The sequence below is a fragment of the Thiocapsa sp. genome, assembly GCF_035467215.1.
GTDB lineage: Bacteria > Pseudomonadota > Gammaproteobacteria > Chromatiales > Chromatiaceae > Thiocapsa.
Window position 1 is genome coordinate 1 of the sequence record NZ_DATITZ010000242.1, and the last position, 19,215, is coordinate 19,215.

The following is a 19,215-nucleotide window of genomic DNA, read 5'->3' on the forward strand; positions in this document are numbered from 1 at the left end:
GTCCGGCTCGCTGTCGACAGGAGCACTCGATCCCGCCGAGGATGGCGCATCAAGGCCTGCGCTCGAGGGACCGGGCGGCCAATCCTTCCATTGCAGGCCAAGGACGAGGATCAGGGCCAGCACGAGGAATCCGGGGAGCCACTTGATCAAGTGTCACCTCCGAGGGTAAATCCGAAAATGTCGAGCCGTACCGTCAGCTCGCCTGCCGGATTGACGGGCGGGCGACGAATGGCGCGGCCACGTGTAGCCGCAGCAGGTTGTTCAGGGCGGGCCGAGGAGCGGACCGAGACCTGATCGACGAACAGAAAAGGCCGCGCCTGCTCGAGATTGTAGATGATGTCCAGGAGGGTTTCGGTCGACCCTTGGATCTGGGTGCGCACCCGCACCCGCGGGGGACTCTCCTCCGGCGGCCCGGGCAGGATCTGGGTACTGATCAGACGCCCGCTGGCCGCGGTGACGATATCCTGGACCTGCCGCTGCAGCTCCGCTCCCGCCAAAGCGGGTGTGGGTGCATCGAAGTAGAACGCCTTGAAGCTCTCGTTCGAGCGGACCCGCTCGAGCTCGGCACGCAGCTCCGGCAGGGTGCCGATCATCCGCCGATAGCGCACGAGCTGATCCTCGCTGTCGGCGATCCGTGCGGAAAGACCTCTCATCTCGCTGCTCCAGGCCACGGCCAGACCGCCGATCACCAGAAGCGGGACCGACACGAGCAGGACCCATGCGAGGACGCAGATGATCTCGGGACGCGACGGGGACTTCATTCTTCCCTCGCACGCGTGAACCGCAACGAGATATTGAATCGCTCCTTGCCGGTCTGCGGGACCTGTGTCACGGGCGAACGAAACGACACCTCGTCGATGCCGGGTGCCTGCTCGAGCAGCGCGATCAAGGCGGTGGCTTGTCCGGATTCACCCCTCAGCTCGACCTGCCCGTTGTTGTAGTCGAGGGTCTGAATCCAGGTGTCGTCCGGGATACGATCGCTCAGCTCGCGCAACAGGACAAGGATGTTCGGCTCGTCGCGTTTCTGCCGGAGGACCTCCGTACTGCCCAAGCGCGCCCGCTCGAGCTCCTGGCGCAGATCGTCGACCGCGACCGCCTCGACGCGTGCCCGCCGCACCTCGACATCGAGCGCGTCCGCGGTCCGCTTCTGCTGCCACAGAGGCCCGAGTAGAGCGACCGCGCAGAGCAGCGCCACAGCGGCCCAGAGCAGCTTCTCGGCACTGAAGAGGTTCAGGCTGCGCTTCGGGCGTTCCGCCGCCGGCAAGAGGTTGGCCGAGGGCCAAGCCCCTTCCCAGGCGATCCGATCGATCGGTGCTCCCGCATCGCGCATGCGCTGGACCCAGGCCGAGGCGAGATCGCGACGGCACAAGGCGAGCTCAACCCGCAGGCGCAGGGCACCTTTCGGGCCAGGCTTGGCGAGGAAATCGTAAAGGACGTCGCCGGGTTGGAATGGCGAGAGGCGATCGAGCTCGTAGCGAATGACCTGAGGAAGATTGGCCCGCACCTGCGCCGGCAGCGAAACGCTGCGGGTCAGGATGTCTTCGCGCGGAATCATCAAGACCCGCATTGGGGAGCGCTCATGTCCGGATCGTGCGATCTCGGGTATCGGAGTGGCCGCATCGAGCCCGAGCTCCCCGATCGGCTCTCGATCCTCGCCGGTCATCAGGAACAGATGCGCGGTCGATGCGACGGGCTCGATGATCAAACGGCGGTCGCGACGCGCGAGAAAACGTCGAACGGGGATGGGCAGACAGACCGCGAGCGAGCGCCGGACGATGCGGTAGATATCGTCGAGTTCCGCCGCGGGGCCGCTCGGGAGCTGCCCGAGGAGTTTGAGTCGATCGCTGAGGGACATGGGCGCCAGTCTGAATGGGGTTGTCGATCCGTGTCGGGTGTCGCGTGCCTGCGCTCGCGCTCAGCCGACCCCTTGAGTGTAAGTCCACCCGTCGCCGCGACGCCAGTCAACCGGCATCGGCTTCGACATCGATCGGTGCCGGCGGCGCAGCGGGCAGACCGAAACGGCGCCAACGTACCTGATAGGGCGCTTGCTGTCCGGGTGTGGCCTCGATCAGCGCCTCCATCCTGCGTCCGCCGGCGCCCGCACCGGCTTCCGCGACCTCGATCCGGTAGAGCGGTCCAGCACGGTCCACGACACGAGGTCCGCTGCTGTCCTCGAACAACGGCGAGTCGCGCTGGATAACGCGCAGTTGTGCGTCTTCGAACGGGATCCCCTGGGTCGCGGCGATGGCCGTCGCCGAGGCATAGCGTTCCTCGAGCTCAGCCCCTTCGAGATCGACGCTGACCTCCGCGGCCAGGCGCACGTAGATCTCGGGCGTCATCCCGAGGACCTGCATCAGCTCCTCTACGGCAACGAAAGGGGCATCCTTCGCCCCGACGGTCAGGCCGGCATCGCGATAGTCGCCATCCTCCGCACCGTTCAGAAGCGACAGATCGTCCTCGTCGCGCCAATCCGCGATCGAAGCGGCGAGCGACGTCGCGGGATCCTCCTCCATGCCGAGCGTCACCAGGAGTGCCGAGAGCAGCTCCGGCGTCGCCTGATTCAGATTGATCCGCGATCCCTCGTTGAAGACCCGGATGGAGAGATCGAGCCCGCCGAACCGCCAAGGTACGGCGACGCCGTTGGGCAACCAGGCGGACACGTCCGGGTCGGTCGCATCGGGCGGCGGCATCGCAAAGACAAGGACCGTAAAGGCGATGGCGGCATCCGCGGCGGCCCGAAAGCGTGCGCCCGAGACATGATTGTCGCTCAGCGCCGTCTCGGTACGCTGCGCCGCGGTCAGGCCGACCGCCATGACGGTGAGCAGGGTCAGCACCCAGAGCACCAGGACCAAGGCGATGCCCCGCTCGCGCGAGGCGATCGGTCGCGACGCGTTCAAAAGAGGCGCACCGGCAGGCTGACCATCAGATCCGGCCAGGACTGCGCGGGTGTGGCCATACGGATTTGCAGCAGGGTCGGCATGGTCGATTGTCCGAACCACTCCTCGTGCCAGTCGGGTTCGATCTCCCCGTCGGCGGTACCGAAATAGGCGATCTGAAACTCAGCAACACGATCCAGAAGCAGGGTTCGACCGAAGGCGCCCGCGGCTGCGTCCATATCGAGCGGGGTCGAGTCCAGCGCGAAGCCCGAGTCGGCCTCGAGCGGCTCCCAGGTCGGGATCGCATCGGTCCCCTCGAGCACCTCGGGATGAACCAACCAGCGTGTCAGGACCAGGCTCACGTCTTGATCGATCGGCACAAGCTCCAGACGCAGGATGTAGAGTCCGGGTACACCGACCTGCGAGGACAGCGGTGCGACAAACTCCAATCGCTCGCTGTCGCCGGCGAAGACGCTGATCATCTCGGCGTCGAGCGTCAAGGTCGTGGGCCGCGTCTGACTCAGGGTCGACATCAGAAAATCTCGCGCAACCCGAACCTCGGACACCCGTTCGGAGGTCGCGTCCACGCCTTCCCAGGCGCGCGAGCCCAGGCTCAATCCGGAAAAGAGCATGAGCGTAATGAGGCTGACGATGGCCAAGGCGATGAGCAGCTCGACCAAGGTAAAGCCGCTGTTGTTGCGCAACCGACGCCGGACATTCATTGCCCAGGTCCGAGACCTCGCCCGAGCCAAAACCGGGATCAGGCAGGTGTCAGCTCGCGCATACACATCGGGAGACCGGGTACGGATCGCTTCAAAATCAAAACGATGCATGCGTTTAGGGCGCCTCTGCCACGACGATGGTGACCGATGCGAGACCGATCGCGGTTGGACACGGCTCATGGCACGATGGACGCGGTTTCGAACCGCTCCCCGAGGCGCAAGGTCGAAAGTGTCACGCTTCGCACTTGGCTGCCGTCCTGCCAGAGCGCGGTGACGTTGACCCGGTACGGGGTGGCCGACGGCTCGGCACCGAACTCCTCGCCGAGCGTGACCGGGAGGATGGTGACCTCCCATGCGATGCCGCCCTCGGGGTCGCCAGAGACGGCGCCTTCCTCCAAAGGGATCGCCGTTCCGACCGCGTTCAGTTTGGACTCTGCCAAAGAAGCGGCGCGGCTGTACTGGGAGGACAGCAAGGTAGCGCGCGAGGCTTGCGAGAAGATCTGCATCAGCACTCCGAGCGATACGGAGAGGATCGCGAAGGCAACCAACACCTCGAGCAGCGAAAAGCCGGCCTGCCGTTGCCTTTGATTCCGCAAGGTCTTCACTGCGACCTCCAAGGTGCCATTCGGATGCGCCCAGTCAACCAGATGACACCGACCTGGTAGCCGGAGCCCTCGCTCGCCAAGATGATGCGGCCCCCGGTCGAGCTCCCGTCGGGAAAGAACCGAATCGCCCCGCGCTGCTCTCCGAGCATCTCGCGATCGGCGGCCTCGAGCGTGACATCCAGACGCTTGGGGATCGTCAAACTGCGGTGCCCGGCAAGCTCCAGGCGATGTTGCTCGACGTCTACGATCAAGGCGACGTCGGCCCCCTGACGGATGGCAAGCTCGCGCGCGAGGCGAAGGCTGCTGACGGTTCTGCGCGCGGCGGCCTTCATCTCCACGCCAGGCATCGCCGCCGAGAAGAGCGGCGGCACGGCCGACATGGCTAAAGCGGCGATCGCCAGGACCACGAGCAGCTCCACGAGGGTGAAGCCGCGGTGTCCACGCCGAGCAGGATGACTCAACTGCATGTCCGCGCGAGACTGTAAGCTTGTGCCCTCGTTAATCCCAACTGCGAATATCCGCGTTCTCGCCGTCGCCGCCCTCTCGGTTGTCCGCACCGAGCGACCAGATATCGAAGGCTCCGTTCTCGCCGGGGAAACGATACTGATAGTCGAAGCCCCAAGGGTCTTTCGGAACCTCGCCCTTTCTCAGATAGGGACCGTTCCAGCTCTGAATGTTGGCGGGTCGCTCCACGAGGGCCTGCAGACCCTCGGATTGGGTCGGATAGCGGCCGACCTCCAATCGGTACATATCCAGCGTGGCGGCAAGATTCTCGACCTGGAGCTTGGCCGTCTTGGTCTTGGATGAGCCGAGGAAACTCATGACCTGGGGACCGACGAGCCCCGCCAACAGGCCGAGGATCGCGAGGACCACGAGCAGCTCGACGAGCGTGAAACCGCGAAGACGCTTTGATTGAGTCAGAGATCGATTCGGATGCATAGATTGGCTCGGATGGCTTTGAACGTGTGTGGTCATTGTATGGGGCCGACGGTGCAGGGCCAAGGCGATCGGCACGTGCTCACCGGCGTTGGCCGAGCGGGTCAGAACACCAGCTCGTTGGCACCGAGAATGGCCATCAGGATCGAGATGATGATGCCGGCGACGACGATGCCGAGGCCGACGATGAGGATCGGCTCAAGCAACGTCAGCATACTCTGGACGCTGTTGCGGGTCTCCCGATCGTAAATGCTTGCCACCTTCGCAAGCATCGCGTCCAGACTGCCTGACTCCTCCCCGACGCGGATCATCTGCAACGCCAGATCCGGCAAGACCTCGAGACGCGCCAAGGGTCCGGCAAGACCTCGGCCGTGCTTCAGATCATCGCCGGCCTCGTTGAGCAGGCCCGAGAGCTTGCGGTTGGAGACGACCTCCTTGGCCAGCGTCAGTGCACTGAGCAGGGGCAGACCGTTCTTCAGAAGGGTGGCCAGGGTATGGCAGAGTCGGGCCGTCTCCATCTTCCAGATCAGGTCACCGAAGAGCGGCACCCCCAGAACCTTGTGGTCGAACCGATCGCGCACGACCGGATCCTGAAACCAGCGCTCCAACACCACCGCGATCAAGGCGATGCCGACCAGCATGGCCCACCAATAGTTGCGGAAGAGATCGCCGGTCGCGACCACGATCCGGGTCGGCAGCGGCAGGGCCTCGCCCATGTCGTCGAAGAGCACCGCGAACTGGGGTACGACGAAGACCAGCAGCATGATTACCGACAAGGCCGCGACCACCAAGAGGATGGAGGGGTAGACCAGCGCCGAGGTGATCGTCTGGCGTAGCTCGGCCACGCGTTCGAGATAATCGGCCAGGCGATTGAGTACTTGATCCAGCGCACCGCTGGCCTCGCCTGCCCGCACCATATTGATGTAGAGCCGCGGGAACTGCCCGTCCTGCAGGTCGAGCGCGCTCGAGAAGGTCGCGCCGCCGCGCACGCGTTCCTGCAGATCCGACAGCACATGCATCAGATGATCCTCTTCGGTGAGCTCCACCAGGATCTGGAGCGATCGGTCTAAGGTCATCCCGGCCTCGAGGAGCGTCGCCAGCTCGCGGGTCAGGATGCCGATCTCCTTTTGGTTGATGCGCCGACGTCGTGTCCGCACGAAGCGGGCCCGCAGACCCGCGGAGGAGCGGGTTTCGATCGGGATCAGGCCTTCGGACTGGAGTTGGCGCACCAGCGCGGCCTCGTCGACCGCCTCCTGCTCGCCTTCGACGGATTCACCGTCGAGCTTGACCGCCTTGTAGAAGAATTTCGGCACTTCAGTCCTCGGTTGAACCGCGTCCGGCGCAATAGGCACCGGGTGCGTACTGTATTGAGGTCGAATGAATCATTCGACGTTGCCGGGGACGCGGTTCAAGTGTTTGAGGATCCAAACGTGTTTTCCTGAGCCGCGTCCAGCTCTGAGCCTTCGGGCGCTCTCGGGACAAGGCTCAGTCCGCGCTCGGCTCGTCGCCTGCTTCGGCGACACGCAGCACCTCCTCGATCGTCGTGCGACCGTCGAGCGCCTTACGCAGACCATCCAAGTACATGGTCTCCATCCCCTCGGCGACCGCGATGCGGCGGATCTCGGTCGCGGTTGCATGGTTCAGCACGGCCTTGCGGATCTGGTCGGTCATCAGCAGGACCTCGGTGATGACCAAACGTCCGCGATAGCCGGTCCCGTTGCAGGCATCGCAACCGACGGCGCGGTGCAGCTCGACATCCTCCGGCGCCGCGCCGATGGCGGAGAAACGCACCGCCAGCTCCGGGATCGCCGGATAGGACTCCTGGCAATGCGGGCACAGCTTGCGCACCAAGCGTTGGGCGAGGATGCCGTTGATCGTGGATGTAAGCAGATAGTCCTCGACACCCATTTCAAGCAGGCGGGTCACGCCGCTGGCCGCGTCGTTGGTGTGCAGGGTCGAGAGCACGACATGCCCGGTAAGGGCCGACTGGACGGCGATCCGGGCCGTCTCGAGGTCGCGCATCTCGCCGACCATGATGACGTCCGGATCCTGGCGGACGATGGCGCGCAGGGCGCTGGCGAAGGTCATGCCGATGGCGCTTTTCACCTGGATCTGGTTGATCCCGGCCAACTGGTACTCCACCGGGTCCTCGACCGTGATGATCTTGCGCTCCTCGGTGTTCATGCGGCTGAGCGCGGTGTAGAGCGTGGTGCTCTTGCCCGAGCCGGTCGGCCCGGTCACCAACAGGATGCCGTAGGGCTTCTCCAGGATAAGCCTGAGGCGCTCGCGCGGTGAGCCATCGAAGCCGAGCGCATCCAGATCGAAGCGCACGCTCTCCTTGTCGAGCAGACGCATGACCACGCTCTCGCCGAACATGGTCGGAACCGTGGAGACACGCAGGTCCAGCTCGCGACCCTGGATTCGGATCGGGATGCGCCCGTCCTGAGGCAGGCGCCGCTCGGCGATGTTGAGCTTCGCCATGATCTTCACGCGCGAGATGACGGCGGCGGTCGAGCGCACGGGCGGTGCGTCGACCTCCTTGAGGATCCCGTCGACGCGGTAACGCACCTTCAGTTGGTCGGCGAAGGGCTCGATATGGATATCCGATGCGCGCGATTCGAGCGCCTTTTGGCTCAGCTGGTTGACCATCCGGATGACCGGGGCCTCGCTGGCCAGATCCTTGAGATGCTCGATGTCCTCCTCGTCGAAATCGCCGAGCGCCCCTTCGGCGCTTTCCGGAGCCTCTTCGACCTTTTCGTAGAGGCGCTCCAGTGCCAGCTCGATCTCGCTCGGCAGCCCCACGAATGCCTTCACCGGCTTGCCCGCCGCCATCTGCATGGCCTCGACCGCGAACCGATCGATCGGATGCGCGAAAGCGATCCGGATACCGTCCTCGTCTTCGAACAAGGGAAGCACCTTGGCGTCCTTGAGAAATCGCAGACTGAAGAGATCGTCGCGAACCGGCTCGGACGGGAAGCTGCTCGCGTCGGCCAGGGGCAGCTCGAGCACGTCGGACATCGCCTGCGCCATGTCGCGCTCGGAGATGAGTCCCAGACGGACGAGCATCGGCAGGAGGGGGTCTCCGGCCTCGTCGGCGAGACGCCTCGCCCGCCCGAGATCGCCGGGCGAGAGCTTCCCGGACGCATGCAGGTGTGCGACGACGCGTCCTTCCGGAGGCGGCTCCGCAGAGTGGGAGCCCGCGACCTCCGCGGTCGTATCGCTGTCGGCCGCCCAGGGGATGGCAGCGGTCGGAGAAACGGCGGAGTCGAAGGTCGGGGCGAAGGTCTGCGACTCGGAGGACATGGCGTCGAGGTCATCGCGCGTCGCGCTGATGCTCGGTGCTTCTTCGAGGACGGCGTCGTCATGCATCGGCATTCCTCCGGTCTTGGACGGCCTCGGACGGATCATTTGTTCGTCAATCATAAGGACTCCGTCGATGCGGTGCGCTCGACCAGGCGTACCTTCAGATGGATCAAGGCATAGATCATCGCCCAAGCTCCGATCAGCAGCCACTGCTCATGCGGCGGGAGGCGCGGCGAGGCCACAGCGCAGGCGGCGGCGGCAATCATGAGCGGATAGACCCGCAACAGGGTTTGCCGATGGCTCCAGCCCGCCAGGACCAATCGCTGATAGTGATGCGAGCGGTGCGGCTCCCAGATGCGCTCGCGCCGCGCCAGACGGGCCAACAGGGTCCAGGTCGCATCCAGGATGAAGGGCGAGAAGGCGAGCCATGCGCTCCACAGCGGAAAGAGTCCGAGGTGGGCGCCCCAAAGCGAGAAGGCGGCCACGAACAACCCTAGACTCGATGAACCCGCGTCGCCCAGAAAGATCCGTGCCGGCGGAAAATTGCCCGTCAGAAACCCGGCGCTCGCGACGGCAACGCAAGCCGAGGCCAGCGCAAAGAGAGGCTCGCCTCCGGACCAGCCCAGAATCGCGAACGCGGAGAATCCGAACAGCGCCATCCCTGCGGCGAAGCCGTCCATCCCGTCCATGAAGTTGTACAGATTGATGAGCCAGACGACATAAACGAGGGTCAGCACGACAGCGGCCCATCCCGGAAAGACCAGGACCCATCCCGGCAGATCGAGCAGGGTCCAGCGCAGACCGCCGCTCATCAACAGCAGGGCGGCACCGATCTGGGCGACGAGCCTCAGACGACGCGACACCTCCCCGAGGTCGTCGAGATACGCGATGCCCGCGACCGGCAGCAAGGCCGCCGCGATCCAGCCCAGCTCGGGTGTGGAGATCCCGAGAGCGGCCAGTACCAGCAGCGGTGTGCTCGAGCCGAGCAGAACGGCGAGGCCGCCGCTGCGGGGCACCGGCGTGCTGTGCAGCGAGCGCGCGTTGGGGTAATCGAGCGGTCCGCGACCGGCAGCGCCGTGCGAGGCCAGCCAGCCGGTTGCGGCGACACTCAACAAAAACGAGACGAGGGTTGCGGCAGCCGAGATCGGCGTGTCGAGGGGCATGGTCCTTGATGTCCTGGGCTCACGGGTATCCGGGCCGGCGGCTTTGGTCTCCCGTCAGAGGGTTCGGACCAATCCGCGCTCGACCCGGTCGCGCGATTCGCCTCCGAGCAGAAGCTCGATCAGTTGCAAAGCGAAGTCCATCGCGGTGCCGGGGCCGCGCGAGGTCACGATCGTGCCGTCGACAACCACCGAGGCGTCGGTGAATTCAACACTCGGATAGACCGCGTGATCGACGGCCCCGGGGTAGTGGGTCGCCGATCGCCCGTCGAGCAGTCCCGCACGCGCGAGGACCTTCGGTGCGGCGCAGATCGCCGCGGAAAAACGGCCCGCCGCATGCTGACGGCGAAGCAAAGCGATGATGCGAGGATCCTCCGCGAGGTGGTCGGCTCCCGGCAATCCACCCGGCAGGACGATCATGTCGAAGGTCCGTTCCAGGACATCCTCGAGTCTGGTATCCGCGATCAAAAGGGTTCCCCGGCTCGCGGTCACCGGCCGGTTGTCCAGCCCGGCCGTCACCACATCGAGCGCGGCGCGGCGCAGCAGATCGATGATGGTCACGGCCTCGAGCTCTTCGCATCCCTGTGCGAGCGGGACGAGTACGCTGGGCATGTGTCGACTCCGATTTGGACCGAGGACGACGCGGCCTGCGTCGCTCGAAACACGCCGGCTAGGGGTTGCCTATCCGACCCAAAATATTCAACGCTCTCAGAACATTGAGCGCTTCAGCCAGTTGGAAATCTTCGGCGACAAGCGAGCTCTTCGCCGCACCCTCCTCCGAGGTGTCCTCCGGGGCATTTTCCTCGAGGTGGCGCGCCAGATCGGACTCCTTCAGATCCTGCACGCCGCTGTCCTCCAAGGGTTTGAACTCGCCGCGCTCGAGCTCGATGTCCGGGGTGATGCCCTGGGCCTGGATCGAACGCCCCGAGGGGGTGAAGTAGCGAGCGGTCGTGAGCTTGAGCGCAGTCGTATCGTCGATCGGCACGATGGTCTGGACCGAACCCTTGCCGAACGTCTGGTTGCCCATGACGATGGCACGTTTGTGGTCCTGCAGGGCACCGGCGACGATCTCGGACGCCGAGGCGCTGCCGCCGTTGACCAGGACGACGATCGGCGCACCGGACAGGATATCGTCGGGTCCGGCCTGGAACTGGAGCTTGCTGTCTTCCTGCCGACCCTCGGTGTAGACAATCAGACCGCCGGTCAGAAAGGCGTCGCTCACCCCGACCGCGCTGTTGAGCACGCCGCCGGGGTTGTTGCGCAGATCGAGCACGATCCCTTTCAGCGTGCCGTCGTTTTCGCCCTTGAGGGTGTCGACCGCCGCGAGCACGTCCTCGGTGGTACGCGATTGAAAATGCGAGACCCGGATGTAGCCGAAGCCGGGCGCGAGCGGACGGCTGCGTACGCTGGCAACCTGAATGACCGCCCGCTCGAGCGTGACGTCGAACGGCGGCTCGTCGCCGGAGCGCATGATGGTCAGCTCGATGCTCGTGCCGGGCTCCCCCCGCATCAAGGTCACCGCATCGTTCAGGCTCATCCCCTTTACCGGCTTCTGGTCGATGCGTACGATGGTATCGCCGGTCTGAAGGCCGGCGCGTTGTGCAGGCGTGTCGTCGATCGGCGCGATCACCTTCACGAAGCCATCTTCCATTCCGACCTCGATCCCGAGACCGCCGAACTCGCCGCGCGTGCCGACCTGCAGATCCTGGAACTCCTCGTTGTCGAGATAGGCCGAGTGCGGGTCGAGCCCTGCGAGCATGCCGCGGATCGCGCCTTCCAGAAGGGACTTATCCTGGACACCCTCGACGTATTCTTCTTTGATGCGCCCGAAGACCTCGGCAAAGGTTCGCAGATCTTCGAGCGGGAGCTCGCTCGCGGTCTCGTCCGTCGTGGCCATGGTTTCGGGGATAGCGGGGCTCTCGATCGTCTCGGCGAAGGCGCGGTCACCCGGCGCCCCCGGCCAGACGAGACAGGTCCCGAGAATCAAGGTCGAGGCAAAGGGTAGGCGTCGGGTCATGGCATGCATCATGGAATCACGTCGGTTGGGGTCGACACGCCGCTCGGCGGGGCGTGCATCGCGCGGCCGGACACAGCCGATCCGCGATTGCGGAACGATGACCTAGCATCGCATGTTTTCGGTGCCTTCGTCAGGTTGATCCCGACGCTTGGTGGCAGGCAGCCGCGCCGAGGGAGGGACTTCGTTGCGGCCTGACTTGTGGTTTGATCGGTTCGGGGCCGACGCGTTCCCGTAGGCCGTAAAGATCGCTCCGGTCCGCTCCGGAGAGGGATCCCTGCCGAGCCGCTCCGCCGCACCAGCCCGAGGGATCCTGCGGCTTGCCGTTGTGACGGATGGCAAAGTAGAGCACGGGCTCTTCCCGACCGCCGCTGTCGCCACTCAGGGCGATGACCTCGCCGGTGGCCACCCACTCGCCGGTCTCCTTTAGAAGCGCCTCGTTGTGACCGTAGATCGACATGTAGCCCTCTCCGTGGTCGATCACCAAGAGCAGCCCGAACCCACGCAGCCAATCGGCGTGGATCACCCGCCCGTCATGCACGGCGCGCACCTCTTCGCCTTGTCGCGCAGCCAGCAGCACGCCGTCCCAGCGCAGCTCGGAATCGGGTTTGAGCGTTCCGAACTCGGCAACGACCTCCCCTTGCAACAGGGGCCATGACAAACGCCCTCGGCGCTCCGGAAACGGATCGCGCCGGATATCGAGCTCGGCACGGATCTGAGCACGCTGACGCAGGTGCTCGACCAGAAGCCGCAGCGCCTCGGCATCCCGCTCGAGGACCTCGAGATTCTCGGTTCGGCCGGCGATGCTGGCTTCCAATCGACTCAAGACCGCGGCGCGTTCTTCCCGCGCGGCCTCCAAGCGGAGCCGCGCCGCCTCTTGCCGGCGTGCGAGATCGATCAGACGTTCCGCCTCCCGCTCGGCCTCGTGGGCCAAGCGCGTGAGCCGCTCGACGCGCGCCTGAATGGCGGTAATCCTACGGAGCTGTTCTCGGTTCAAGTACGCGAAATAGGATAGGATGCGGCTCGCTTGAGCGGTATCCTCTTGATTCAAGAGCAGACGCAGTCGATCCGCCCGACCCATGACATAAGCGGTGCGAACCAGGTCCGCCCAGAGCGCAAGCTCCTGCTCAAGTGCGGCGTACTCCTCGAGATGACGTACCCGCAGCGCCTCCGCGACGCGGGTCTGCTCGGCAACGGCCTGCGCCAACTCTCTGCCGCTGACGGCCGCCCCGGCAACCTCGCGCTCGCGCACCTCAAGCTCCGCGATCAAGGCACGGCGGTCCGCATGCTGCTCGATGAGCTCGCGACCGACCGACTCGACGTGGCGCTGAATCTCCTGAAGGTCCTTCGCGCGCGTATCCAAGGACTCGTCGTATGCCGTCTCCAGTGCAGCCGCCGGCGACGAGACCAGGACGCATGCCAGCGCCAGGCGCGCAAAGCGGCGCCCGATCCAATCCAGCGCTCGGTAACGCCTGTGATCGTGCAGCTCGCGGCGAAGCCGCTCGGGATGTCCTGTTGCGACGGTCCTAGGCACGGCGGTGAGGGGGTCATGGTGCGAATCGGTCGCCTGATTATACGCATCGTCCGAGGCCCGATCGGAAACCCCTGGACGAACCGAGAATCGTCCGTGCGGGATCTTCGGCCTGCAGCGGCGCGACCGTCGTCGTCGGGTAAGCGTCGGCGGCGATGGGTACATGTGCTTCGCACTCTGCCGGAAAGAGTTTATTATTGTATTGTTAATAATTGATGAGACAGGATCCGATGGTGAGCAATCTGAGCCAGCCTTCCCGCCCGGTCCTGAACGACCCGGTCGACGACCCCGACGAGATGAACCTGTTCGCGGACGATGCCGACATCGAGCGGGCCTCCCGATCGCTGAAAGCCATGTCGCATCCCTTGCGCCTGAAGATCCTCTGCACCCTGGGGGACCAGGAGGTCAGCGTCCAGGAGATCGTGGACCACGTCGGGACTTCGCAGAGCAACATCTCCCAACATCTGGCGATTCTGCGGGACAAGGGCATCCTGGCCTCGCGCAAGGATGCCAACCGCGTGTATTACCGGGTGAGCGACGGAAGGACCCTTCAGCTGATCGGGATGATGCGCGAGGTCTTCTGCCAGCACACCCACTGAGTCGACGGACTGCGGGATGACGCCTGCGTCCCGTCTCCCTATAATCCGGCACCTCAATCATTCCAAGGGCAGTCGCGGGCAACTGTAGCCCCGGTGCGCTCGACCCGAGGTCGAGGCGCCGGTCGCGGCGTTCCGGAATCCTGCCCAATCAACGAGATCGCAGAGCGATGCTGTTAGACCAAATCGTGGAGTTCGTCGGAAGCCACTGGTACCTTTTCGTGGCCTTGTTCGTCATCTTGGGCTTGCTGACCCACAACATCATCGTGGGCGGTAAAGGCAGCGTCGAGCCTTTGGCGGCGACCGAAATGATCAACCATCAGGACGCGGTGGTCATCGATGTTCGCCCGGCGGCCGATTTTGCAAAAGGTCACATCATCAACGCGATCAACGTTCCCATGAACGGGTTCAAGAACCAGATCGCCACGCTGACCAAGCACAAGGCCAAGCCGATCATCATCAACTGCCGGTCCGGTGCCCAGTCGGCGATGGCCTGCGGCCAGCTGCGAAAGGAAGGGTTCGAGCAGGTCTTCAACCTGCACGGCGGGATCATGGCGTGGGAAGCCGCGAGCCTCCCGCTCACACGCAAGAAACGCTGAGCCGCACGCCGATTCCGGTGCCGGCGCCCGGATCGACCACGCCGGCACCGATCCACTCCCTGCCTTTCTCCAAACTTCGATCCAGTCTTCGATAAGGAACCACAACATGGCCGAGAACGCGCAAAGCAACGAGCCCCGCACCCAAACCGAGCGACAGTTTTCCGTCCAACGGGTCTACGTCAAAGACGCGTCGTTTGAATCTCCCAATGCGCCGGACATCTTTCGCGGCGAGTGGAAGCCCACGCATGAGCTCAATGTCAGCACCAACGTCAATCGGATCCAGGATGACCTTTTCGAGGTCGTGCTCTCCGTGACCGTCTCGGCAAAGCTCGGGGACAAAACGGCCTTTATCGTCGAGGTTCAGCAAGCGGGGATCTTCGGCATCGCCGGTTTTGCCGAACAGGAAATGGGCGCCATGGTCGGTGCCTACTGTCCCAATCTGCTCTTTCCCTACGCCCGGGAGGTCGTCTCCGATCTCGTGTCCAAGGGCAGCTTCCCGCAGCTCGTTCTCCAGCATGTCAATTTCGACGCGCTCTTTGCGCAGCATCAACAGGAGGCGATGCAGCGCGCCAAGGGCGAGGCAGCCGAGCAGCCGAGCCAGCATTGAGCGCGATCATGCCGGCCGATACCCTACAGGCCGATTCCACGCAGGCCACAATTGCGGTCCTGGGTGCCGGATCCTGGGGAACGGCTCTCGCCATCCTGCTGTGCCGGAATGGACACCGGGTGCGGCTGTGGGGTCACGAGATCGAGCAGATCGCCGCCTTGCGTCGCGACGGCGAGAACCGTCTTTTTCTGCCGGGGGTTCCGCTTCCCGACAGCCTGTCTGCGACTGCGTCCCTGGACGAGGCGCTTGCCGGGGCGAGCGACTGCCTGATCGTCGTTCCAAGTCACGCGTTTCGACGCGTGGCGGAGCAGATCGCGCGACGACTTCCCGAGACGATGGGCGTGGCTTGGGCAACCAAGGGTCTCGATCCGGCAAGCGGGGAGCTCCTCCACGCCGTCGCCCGGGAGAGCCTCGGCGTCCGCGCGCTTGCGGTGGTGTCCGGACCCAGCTTTGCTCAGGAGGTCGCGCACGGACTACCGACCGCCGTGACGGTTGCCTCGTCCGATTCGGCCTTCGCAGAGCGGATGGCACGACTTCTCCACGGAGAGCGGTTTCGCGCCTACACGAGCTCGGACATGGTCGGTGTCGAGGTCTGCGGAGCCGCCAAGAACGTGCTCGCGATCGCCACCGGGATCGCGGACGGTCTCGGGTTCGGTGCCAATACCCGCGCCGCGCTCATCACGCGAGGGCTTGCCGAGCTGATTCGGGTCGGCACCGCCTTGGGCGGTCGCAAGGAGACCTTCATGGGTCTCGCGGGCATCGGCGATCTGGTCTTGACCTGCACGGACAACCAGTCGCGAAACCGGCGGATGGGCCTTGCGCTCGCTGCCGGGGCGAGCTTGTCGGATGCGCAGGCCAAGATCGGCCAAGAGGTCGAAGGTGTCGTGACCGCGCTCGCCATGCATCGGCTCGCCTCCCGTTTGGGAATCGAGATGCCGATCAGCGAGCAGGTCTACCGGGTGCTTTACGAAGGTGTCTCACCCGAAAGCGCGACCCGAGCCTTGCTCGAGCGCGAGCCGAAGGCGGAGTTCGGCTGAACCGCGTTCGGCGTGATCGGCAGCCTTGATCGATCGTGTCGGCCGGGCACGGCTCACGTCCCCCGTGCGACAGCCCCATCGAACCCTGTCTGACGCCATGCCTCGAAAGCGACCACAGCAACGGCATTCGAGAGATTGAGGCTGCGATTGCCCGGACGCATCGGAATGTAAAGGCATCGATCGGTCGGGAGGGTGTCGAGCAAGGCTTGCGGTAGACCTCGTGTCTCCGGGCCGAAAACAAATGCGTCGCCGGTTTTGTAGCGCGGGGTCGTATAGGCCGTTGTGCCGCGGGTCGTGAGCGCGAAGAGCCGCTGCGGACGAATCGCTCCGAGACAGGTCGCCATCGACGGGTAGACTTCGACCTCGGCCCATTCCCGGTAGTCGAGCCCGGCACGCCTGAGCAGACGATCCTCCAGCACGAACCCGAGAGGCTCGATTAGATTGAGTCGCAGGCCGCTGTTGGCGCAAAGCCGCATGACATTGCCGGTATTGGGCGGGATCTCCGGCTCGTAGAGGATGACATCGAACATCGCTGATCCAGGTGGGTCGGGCGTGGGCGAGCAGGTCGGTCGCGGTCGGAATCGATCGAACCACGAACAGGTTAGGCGGTTGACCGAGACGTCTCGCTGCATGCTATATTAAGGTTTGTGAAAGTTCTAACTCCGCCGCTGCAGGGCGGCCAAAAACCCTATGAGGACACCGACATGAGCGATATCGCCGCGCTGAAGAAGGAAAAGCAGGAGTTGATCGAGAAGATGCTCGGGATGCAAAAGCACTTCATCGACTTCGAGCATGAGCACGGGGTTTCGGGCAAGGATTACTGGGCGGCGACGGACGGCTTGCTCGTCAACTATCGGCAGGAATACCAGGATATGGCCAACCGCGTCGTCGACATTGCGCACGAGATCGTCGGCTCGGCGCGCAACTGATCAGACCCGCACGACCTTGCTGGAGCCCGCGTCCGGAATGTCGGACGCGGCTCACAGCGAAAAGGGTTTCCGCGAAACGCTGATCAGCGTAAGTGCTCGATGTATTTGGGTGTCTCGTGCATATCCAGTCTAATCGCCGTTCCCTGAGCGACGAACGGCTCCGCAATCCCCTCGAACTTCAACACACACCGCGCATGTCCTCGACTCTCGAGCGGGATCGGGACCATATCGCGATAGGTGAAGATGTTTTCTTCGATGTCGCCTCCTCCACAGATGAGCGGCCCGCTCGGAATTGTCGAGGTTTCCTCGACCCCGTCGATCACTAAGTCCCCTACCTGCTGCCAGCGCGTGCGCTCGTTCGAGCCCGTCATCGTCTTGACGAGATAGGCCCGCGAGAAACGTAGGCTCAGGCGTCCGTCCTCCAGATCGATCGACGAGATCTCCGAGCCCTTCAGGTCGATACTCATACTGTCCACGTCATTCTCCGAATCTGTCATTCGCTACCAAGAGTGGATTCAGCGGGGCGATGACCGCCGGGCGCGTCCTCGATCCGCCTACCCGATTTGGGGGCTCCGTACCGAATCCTCATCCGCCGAGGGATCCTCCGGGTCGGTCTCGATATCCAGTTGCAGCTCCTTGATCTTACGGGTCAGGGTGTTGCGTCCCCAGCCGAGGAGGCGCGCAGCCTCTTGCCGACGCCCGCCGGTATGCTCCAAGGCAGTCTGAATCAGGATTTGCTCGAACACCGGCATGGCCGTATCCAGCAAGGCACCTTGGCCCTGTTTGAGGCTCTGACGCACCCAGCGGCGAAACACGGTCTCCCACGGCTCGTCGCGAACCGGCTCGGAAAACGATGCGTTGAGCTCGGGCGGGAGATCCTCGGCGTGAATCTCTTTGCCCGAGGCCATGACCGTGACCCAGCGGGCGGTGTTCTCGAGCTGGCGAACATTGCCGGGCCAGTCGAGCCGTTTCAGATGCTCGATGGCGCTCGGCGCGAGTACCTTCGGCTCGCACGTCAGCTCCAGTGCCGCTTGGGCGAGGAAGTGCCGCATCAAGACGGGGACGTCTTCGCGCCGATTGCGCAGCGCGGGGAGATGAATCCGGATGACGTTGAGACGATGGAACAAGTCTTCGCGAAAACGGCCTTGGCGAACCAATTCTTCGAGGTTCTGGTGTGTCGCCGCGATGATCCGAACATCCACCCGTGTCGGGGCAACGCCGCCGACACGATAGAACTCTCCGTCGGCGAGGACCCGAAGGAGTCGGGTTTGAAGCTCGGCGGGCATATCCCCGATCTCGTCGAGGAACAAGGTCCCGCCGTCGGCCTGCTCGAATCGCCCTTCACGGCGACTTTGAGCACCCGTAAAGGAGCCGCGCTCATGGCCGAACAGCTCCGATTCCAGAAGATCTCTCGGGATTGCGGCCATGTTCAGGGCGATGAAGGGTCGATCGCTGCGCGGACTGTGGCGGTGCAGGGCGCGTGCAACCAACTCCTTCCCGGTTCCGGATTCGCCGTTGATCAGAACCGTGATGTTGGAGCGCGCAAGCCGGCCGATGGCCCGAAAGACCTCCTGCATGGCCGGGGCCTCGCCGATGATGTCCGGCGCCTTGGTCATCACGATCTCTTCCGGGCGCTCCTCGCGACCGCGTCGACAAGCCCGGTTGACCTGTCCGACAGCCTCGTCGAGATCGAATGGTTTGGGCAGATACTCGAAGGCACCGCCATGAAAGGCCGACACCGCGCTGTCGAGGTCGGAATGTGCGGTCATGATGATGACGGGCAGCCCCGGATAGCGGGCCGAGACCTGTCGCAGAAGATCCAAACCGTCGATCCCCGGCATGCGGATATCGGTGAGGATGACATCGGGCTGCTCGCGCTGGAGCGCCTCCATGACACCGACGCCGTTGGAGAAACAGGTCACGTGCATCTCGGCCTTGCGCAACGCGCGCTCGAGCACCCACCGGATGGACCTGTCGTCGTCGATGACCCAGACCTTGGGCTCGCGATTATTCATAGGCCGTCTCCAACGGCAGATAGACGTAAAACGTGGTCTCGCCGGGCCGACTCTCGCACTCGATGAGGCCTCCGTGTTGATTGATGAGCTCTTGGGCGATGGGTAGGCCTAGCCCGGTGCCGCCTTGATGGCCCGACACCATCGGAAAAAAGATTCGATCCTCGATCTCCTGCGGGATTCCGGGTCCGTCATCACGGATTTGGGCCTGCAGCACAAGGCGATGACGTCGGTTTCCGATCGTGAATTGCCGCAGGACGCGCGTGCGCAGCTCGATGCGTCCGGTCA

Annotated in this window: 22 protein-coding genes; 5 read left to right on the forward strand and 17 right to left on the reverse strand. The window is 64.3% G+C overall.

Annotated features, from left to right (window positions below; genetic code table 11):
* Window positions 1-146: 146 nt before the first annotated feature.
* The 13 genes from gspM to VLR48_RS13680 all read right to left on the reverse strand — a co-directional run bounded on the left by gspM (window position 147) and on the right by VLR48_RS13680 (window position 13,150).
* Window positions 147-761, reverse strand: a complete 615-nt coding sequence (gene gspM / locus VLR48_RS13620; RefSeq protein ID WP_325292316.1) for a type II secretion system protein GspM — start codon at window positions 759-761, stop codon at window positions 147-149.
* Window positions 758-1,855 carry a PilN domain-containing protein gene (locus VLR48_RS13625; RefSeq protein ID WP_325292317.1) on the reverse strand — a complete coding sequence of 366 codons (1,098 nt, stop codon included), beginning with the start codon at window positions 1,853-1,855 and terminating at the stop codon, window positions 758-760. Before VLR48_RS13625 ends, gspM begins: the two co-directional genes overlap by 4 nt.
* Window positions 1,856-1,961: 106 nt before the next feature.
* Entirely contained in the window at window positions 1,962-2,897 is a 936-nt protein-coding gene (locus VLR48_RS13630) for a type II secretion system protein GspK (protein ID WP_325292318.1), read from the reverse strand.
* On the reverse strand, window positions 2,894-3,598 hold the full coding sequence (locus tag VLR48_RS13635; protein ID WP_325292319.1) for a prepilin-type N-terminal cleavage/methylation domain-containing protein: 705 nt from the start codon (window positions 3,596-3,598) through the stop codon (window positions 2,894-2,896). The genes VLR48_RS13630 and VLR48_RS13635 overlap by 4 nt, the downstream gene beginning before the upstream one ends.
* 176 nt (window positions 3,599-3,774) lie before the next feature.
* A complete protein-coding gene (locus VLR48_RS13640) occupies window positions 3,775-4,203 on the reverse strand; it encodes a type II secretion system protein (RefSeq protein WP_325292320.1) in 429 nt (142 codons plus the stop codon).
* The gene (locus VLR48_RS13645; protein WP_325292321.1) at window positions 4,200-4,664 is read right to left on the reverse strand and encodes a GspH/FimT family pseudopilin; all 465 of its coding nucleotides are present in this window, start codon (window positions 4,662-4,664) and stop codon (window positions 4,200-4,202) included. The genes VLR48_RS13640 and VLR48_RS13645 overlap by 4 nt, the downstream gene beginning before the upstream one ends.
* A 37-nt stretch (window positions 4,665-4,701) precedes the next feature.
* Complete coding sequence (gspG, locus tag VLR48_RS13650; RefSeq protein ID WP_325292322.1) at window positions 4,702-5,142, reverse strand: type II secretion system major pseudopilin GspG; 441 nt, start codon at window positions 5,140-5,142, stop codon at window positions 4,702-4,704.
* A gap of 101 nt (window positions 5,143-5,243) precedes the next feature.
* Window positions 5,244-6,452: a type II secretion system F family protein gene (locus VLR48_RS13655; protein ID WP_325292323.1), complete on the reverse strand. Its 1,209-nt coding sequence runs from the start codon at window positions 6,450-6,452 to the stop codon at window positions 5,244-5,246.
* A gap of 172 nt (window positions 6,453-6,624) precedes the next feature.
* Window positions 6,625-8,508, reverse strand: coding sequence for a type II secretion system ATPase GspE (gspE, locus tag VLR48_RS13660; protein ID WP_325292324.1), 1,884 nt, complete (start codon window positions 8,506-8,508; stop codon window positions 6,625-6,627).
* A 50-nt stretch (window positions 8,509-8,558) separates the two neighbouring features.
* Window positions 8,559-9,605: a glycosyltransferase family 4 protein gene (locus VLR48_RS13665; RefSeq protein WP_325292325.1), complete on the reverse strand. Its 1,047-nt coding sequence runs from the start codon at window positions 9,603-9,605 to the stop codon at window positions 8,559-8,561.
* Between the two features lie 54 nt (window positions 9,606-9,659).
* Window positions 9,660-10,214 carry a DJ-1 family glyoxalase III gene (locus VLR48_RS13670; RefSeq protein ID WP_325292326.1) on the reverse strand — a complete coding sequence of 185 codons (555 nt, stop codon included), beginning with the start codon at window positions 10,212-10,214 and terminating at the stop codon, window positions 9,660-9,662.
* Between the two features lie 58 nt (window positions 10,215-10,272).
* Window positions 10,273-11,619, reverse strand: a complete 1,347-nt coding sequence (locus VLR48_RS13675) for a S41 family peptidase (protein WP_325292327.1) — start codon at window positions 11,617-11,619, stop codon at window positions 10,273-10,275.
* A gap of 130 nt (window positions 11,620-11,749) precedes the next feature.
* The gene (locus VLR48_RS13680; RefSeq protein ID WP_325292328.1) at window positions 11,750-13,150 is read right to left on the reverse strand and encodes a murein hydrolase activator EnvC family protein; all 1,401 of its coding nucleotides are present in this window, start codon (window positions 13,148-13,150) and stop codon (window positions 11,750-11,752) included.
* Window positions 13,151-13,377: 227 nt separating this feature from the next.
* On the opposite strand from VLR48_RS13680, the gene VLR48_RS13685 reads away from it, so the two are divergent.
* From VLR48_RS13685 to VLR48_RS13700, 4 genes are all read left to right on the forward strand, one after another.
* Window positions 13,378-13,746: a metalloregulator ArsR/SmtB family transcription factor gene (locus tag VLR48_RS13685; RefSeq protein WP_325292329.1), complete on the forward strand. Its 369-nt coding sequence runs from the start codon at window positions 13,378-13,380 to the stop codon at window positions 13,744-13,746.
* Between the two features lie 167 nt (window positions 13,747-13,913).
* Window positions 13,914-14,342, forward strand: coding sequence for a rhodanese-like domain-containing protein (locus tag VLR48_RS13690; RefSeq protein WP_325292330.1), 429 nt, complete (start codon window positions 13,914-13,916; stop codon window positions 14,340-14,342).
* A gap of 106 nt (window positions 14,343-14,448) precedes the next feature.
* The gene (secB, locus tag VLR48_RS13695; protein ID WP_325292331.1) at window positions 14,449-14,949 is read left to right on the forward strand and encodes a protein-export chaperone SecB; all 501 of its coding nucleotides are present in this window, start codon (window positions 14,449-14,451) and stop codon (window positions 14,947-14,949) included.
* Between the two features lie 8 nt (window positions 14,950-14,957).
* Window positions 14,958-15,986 carry an NAD(P)H-dependent glycerol-3-phosphate dehydrogenase gene (locus tag VLR48_RS13700; RefSeq protein ID WP_325292337.1) on the forward strand — a complete coding sequence of 343 codons (1,029 nt, stop codon included), beginning with the start codon at window positions 14,958-14,960 and terminating at the stop codon, window positions 15,984-15,986.
* Window positions 15,987-16,039: 53 nt separating this feature from the next.
* Here the strand turns inward: VLR48_RS13700 and VLR48_RS13705 are convergent, their stop codons facing one another.
* On the reverse strand, window positions 16,040-16,516 hold the full coding sequence (locus VLR48_RS13705) for a tRNA (cytidine(34)-2'-O)-methyltransferase (protein WP_325292332.1): 477 nt from the start codon (window positions 16,514-16,516) through the stop codon (window positions 16,040-16,042).
* Window positions 16,517-16,690: 174 nt separating this feature from the next.
* Here VLR48_RS13705 and VLR48_RS13710 point away from each other — a divergent pair, with 174 nt between their 5' ends.
* Window positions 16,691-16,915, forward strand: a complete 225-nt coding sequence (locus VLR48_RS13710; protein WP_325292333.1) for a hypothetical protein — start codon at window positions 16,691-16,693, stop codon at window positions 16,913-16,915.
* An 83-nt stretch (window positions 16,916-16,998) separates the two neighbouring features.
* On the opposite strand, the gene VLR48_RS13715 is transcribed toward VLR48_RS13710, so the two are convergent.
* The 3 genes from VLR48_RS13715 to VLR48_RS13725 all read right to left on the reverse strand — a co-directional run.
* Window positions 16,999-17,382, reverse strand: coding sequence for a hypothetical protein (locus VLR48_RS13715; RefSeq protein WP_325292334.1), 384 nt, complete (start codon window positions 17,380-17,382; stop codon window positions 16,999-17,001).
* Window positions 17,383-17,469: 87 nt separating this feature from the next.
* Window positions 17,470-18,930 carry a nitrogen regulation protein NR(I) gene (ntrC, locus tag VLR48_RS13720; RefSeq protein WP_325292335.1) on the reverse strand — a complete coding sequence of 487 codons (1,461 nt, stop codon included), beginning with the start codon at window positions 18,928-18,930 and terminating at the stop codon, window positions 17,470-17,472.
* The coding region (locus VLR48_RS13725; protein WP_325292336.1) for an ATP-binding protein at window positions 18,923-19,215 on the reverse strand (293 nt) is incomplete at its 5' end. The genes ntrC and VLR48_RS13725, both read right to left, overlap by 8 nt.